Consider the following 3213-nt stretch of genomic DNA (forward strand, 5'->3'; position numbering starts at 1 on the left):
GCCCCACCCAGTGCCGGCATCGGCCCGTCCGTCCGCGGGCGGGCGTGCCGGACCAAACGGCCCCGGAGGGACCCACGGGCCGGCGGGGTCACTGCTCGAGCGGGACCACGTGGGTCAGCTCGAGCGCGGGACGCAGCGCCTCGGCGAGTCGGACCGCGTCGTCCACCGCCCAGATGTGCAGGAAGAACAGCCGCGGGTTGTCGGTCAGACCGTGGTGGTGCAGGGAGACCAGATCGATGCCACCGCTCCGCAGCCGGGGGAGCACCTTCGGCACCTCCTCGGCGATCATGGCGAAGTCACCGTTGAGCGCGGCCCGCCCGTTGCCCACCGGCTGGAAGTTGAAGGCCGAGATGGCTCCCACTCCGGACGGCAGGATCCGTTCGCCGTCGTTGACCTCCTCCGCCCGGGCGAAGAGGGACTTGTAGATCCCGCCCACCACCATGCCCGGCACGCCGAGAGCCCGGTCGATGCCGTCGGTGTCCAGGTCCGGCGACTCGCCGCCCTCCGCGGCGGACGGGTCGTGCGGCGGGGTGGCCGTGCGATCGAGGGCCGCCCGCACCCCCCGGGCCAGCGCCACCGGGTCCGATCCGTGGCCGTGGACATGGGTCCACCACACCTCGGGGCTGTGTGCGAACAGGTGCTTGTGGATGGCGGTCTGCATCAGCCCGTGGGAGTGCAGGGCGTCGCTCACCGCCTGGAACTCCTCCTCGAGGACCACCAGGTCGCCCATCAGGAGGGTGCTGTCATCGGCGTAGCGGATCATGGCGGTGTGGGAGCCCAGAGCGAGGGCCGGGGAGATCGTGATGCCCTCGGAGACCACGGTCAGGTCGTCGCGGGGGAAGCCCGTGTAATAGAGCGCGCCCCGCTTCACCTCCCCCGGCCGGCCCATCGCGTCGGCCACGGCACTCCAGTCCGCCCCGTCGGCCGGCACCGGCTCGAGCAGCTCACCGCCGTGCCCGTGCCCCCCGCCCGGCGGACCGTTCAGGCCCTCGGCTCGGTGGGGGGCGGCCCCCGTCGGGGCGGCGCAGCCGCCCAGCCCCACCGCGACCGGCGCCAGCACCGCCGCGGTCAGAAACCGCCGTCGCGCGCGCGTTCCGTCATGACTCTGTCGCTCTCCGCTCATAGCACCATCCCACCACGCGCGGACCCGCCGGCCCGATCACCCCGCCGAGCCGTTCGGACGACACCGGACGGCTCGGCCCTCGCGCGGGCGCGGAGGGGCCCGGCCGGGACCGCAGGCATGCCCCGACCCCCGCTCCCGCCGGGCACTCCGGGGTTCCCGCCCCGGCGGGGCGGGTCACACGTGTTCGGCGGCGGCCTCCACGGCCAGGTCCCGTACCCGGCAGAACTCCTCGGCCGCGTGGTCGCCCTCGTAGCGCCACGGCAGGGCACCGACGTACCCGTCGACCAGGCGGAACTGTTCCACCGCCGCCTCCTGGCGGTCCTGCCAGGTGAGGTAGTAGGCCAGCAGGTGCCGCACCTCGGCGATCCTGAGGTGATCCGGGTCGGCAGCCGCCACGTCCATCAGCGCCGCGTCCACCCGGGCGATCATCTCCGGCGTGCGATCCGGCTCCACCGAGGTGTCGCCCTCGTGGAGGGCCCGCTCGTAGTGTGCGATCAGCGGCATCGCCGTCAGCAGGCTGCCGAGGGGTGCCGAGGCGGCTGCGCGGCCGGCGAACTCCATCGCCTTCTGGTGGGAACCGCGCCACTTGGCGCACCAGTACTGGAGAGCGGAGAAGTGGGCCTCGTAGTGGTGCGGGGCGCGGGCGGTGATCTCGGCCCAGAGCCGCTCCATCCGCTCGTGGTCGTAGCCGAGCCCCAGCGCGGTCCAGATCTCGGTGATGTGGGGGGTGGGGTCGGCGGGGTTGAGCTCGGCGGCGCGGGCGATGTCGGCCCGGGAGCGGTTCAGCACCAGGTGGAAGTCCTCGAACTCCTCCGCGGATGTGTGGGCCGCCCGGCGGGAACCGCGCAGCTTCCAGGCCAGGATGACCGTGGCGCGCGCCCTGACCACGGCCGCGTCCGCACATCCCGGCAGCTCCGCCTCCCAGTCCCGCAACCAGCCGTCGTCCACCGCCGCGATCTCGCCCAGCAGGAACGACACGTACGACCGGGCCTCCCAGTCGGTGCCGATGGCCCCCAGGAGGGTCGCGGCCGGCTTCCACACCCCGCCCCGGGCCGCCCGCAGGGCGTCGGTGACCTCCTCGGGCAGGGGGAAGGCGGTGCGGGTGTCCTGGAGTTCGGGGGGCAGCAGGCCGAGGTCGCCGGCCCGCCGTGAGGGGCCGGGAGCCTCCTCCGTCGCCCCGTCCCCGGCTTCGGGGGCGTCTCCCGACCGCAGCTCGCGGACGTACTCCCGGACGAACACCCCGCCGAGCCACAGGAGTGCGGCCACCGTGGGTATCGCGAGGATCAGCAGGATGATGGTGAGCACCAGGGGTTCCGTTCTTCGTGGTCCACAGGCCGCTCCGCGCGGCGCGCGATCATAACGCGGGCCCCTCGATGGGCTGTTCCGGGGGCGGTCCCCCGGGCCGGTTCCCGCCCCCTCCACCCCGGGGCCTCATCGAAACTTTGCGGTTTCGATGAGCCCGGGCTACCTTTCCGCGCATCGAAGGGTTGTGCGTTCGATTGGGGGGACGATGACCGCTCGGGCGCGATCCCGGCTGTCGGCGGAGCGTGAGGGGGAGATCCTGCGCGCGGTGCTGGACCTGTTGCGCGAACACGGTTACGAGGCGCTGACGATGGACCTCGTCGCCTCCCGAACCCGCTCCAGCAAGGCCACCCTCTACCGGCAGTGGGAGAGCAAGGCGAGGCTGGTCCTGGTCGCCCTGCGCCGGGCCGGCAGCACACCGGGAAACGGTGAGGCCATCGACACCGGCTCGGTCGCCGGCGATCTGCGGGAACTGATGCGCCGGGCCGGTGACCACGTGGTGGAGAACGCCGAACTCCTCCGGGCGCTGGCCCTCGAACTCCACCGGGGGACCGAACTGCGGGCGACGTTCCGGGAGGTGATCCTCCTTCCGGAGATCGAGGTCCTGCGGACCATTCTCGACCGCGGCGGTGAACGGGGCGAGATCGCCCCCGACGGCCCCTCCGCCGAGGAGATCACCTACATGTTGATGAGCGCCATCACCGGACGTCCGCTGCTGGAGGAGCGGGAGGCCGACGCGGAGTTCCTCGTGCGGTGCACCGACACCATGATCCTGCCCGCCCTGGGGG

The 3213-nt window shown here is 73.0% G+C and carries 3 protein-coding genes; 1 reads left to right on the forward strand and 2 read right to left on the reverse strand.

Annotation, left to right across the window (positions count from 1 at the left end; translation table 11 throughout):
- Nucleotides 1-88 precede the first annotated feature (88 nt).
- Together FNQ90_RS17370 and FNQ90_RS17375 are read right to left on the reverse strand one after the other, a co-directional pair.
- Nucleotides 89-1123: a DUF1259 domain-containing protein gene (locus FNQ90_RS17370; RefSeq protein ID WP_182607223.1), complete on the reverse strand. Its 1035-nt coding sequence runs from the start codon at nucleotides 1121-1123 to the stop codon at nucleotides 89-91.
- A gap of 174 nt (nucleotides 1124-1297) precedes the next feature.
- A complete protein-coding gene (locus FNQ90_RS17375; RefSeq protein WP_323380026.1) occupies nucleotides 1298-2428 on the reverse strand; it encodes a hypothetical protein in 1131 nt (376 codons plus the stop codon).
- A 205-nt stretch (nucleotides 2429-2633) separates the two neighbouring features.
- Here FNQ90_RS17375 and FNQ90_RS17380 point away from each other — a divergent pair.
- Nucleotides 2634-3213: TetR/AcrR family transcriptional regulator (locus FNQ90_RS17380; RefSeq protein ID WP_182607224.1), on the forward strand; the 580-nt coding region annotated here is incomplete at its 3' end.

Origin of the sequence: Streptomyces alkaliphilus (genome assembly GCF_014141535.1) — a bacterium.
GTDB classification, from domain to species: Bacteria; Actinomycetota; Actinomycetes; order Streptomycetales; family Streptomycetaceae; genus Streptomyces; species Streptomyces alkaliphilus.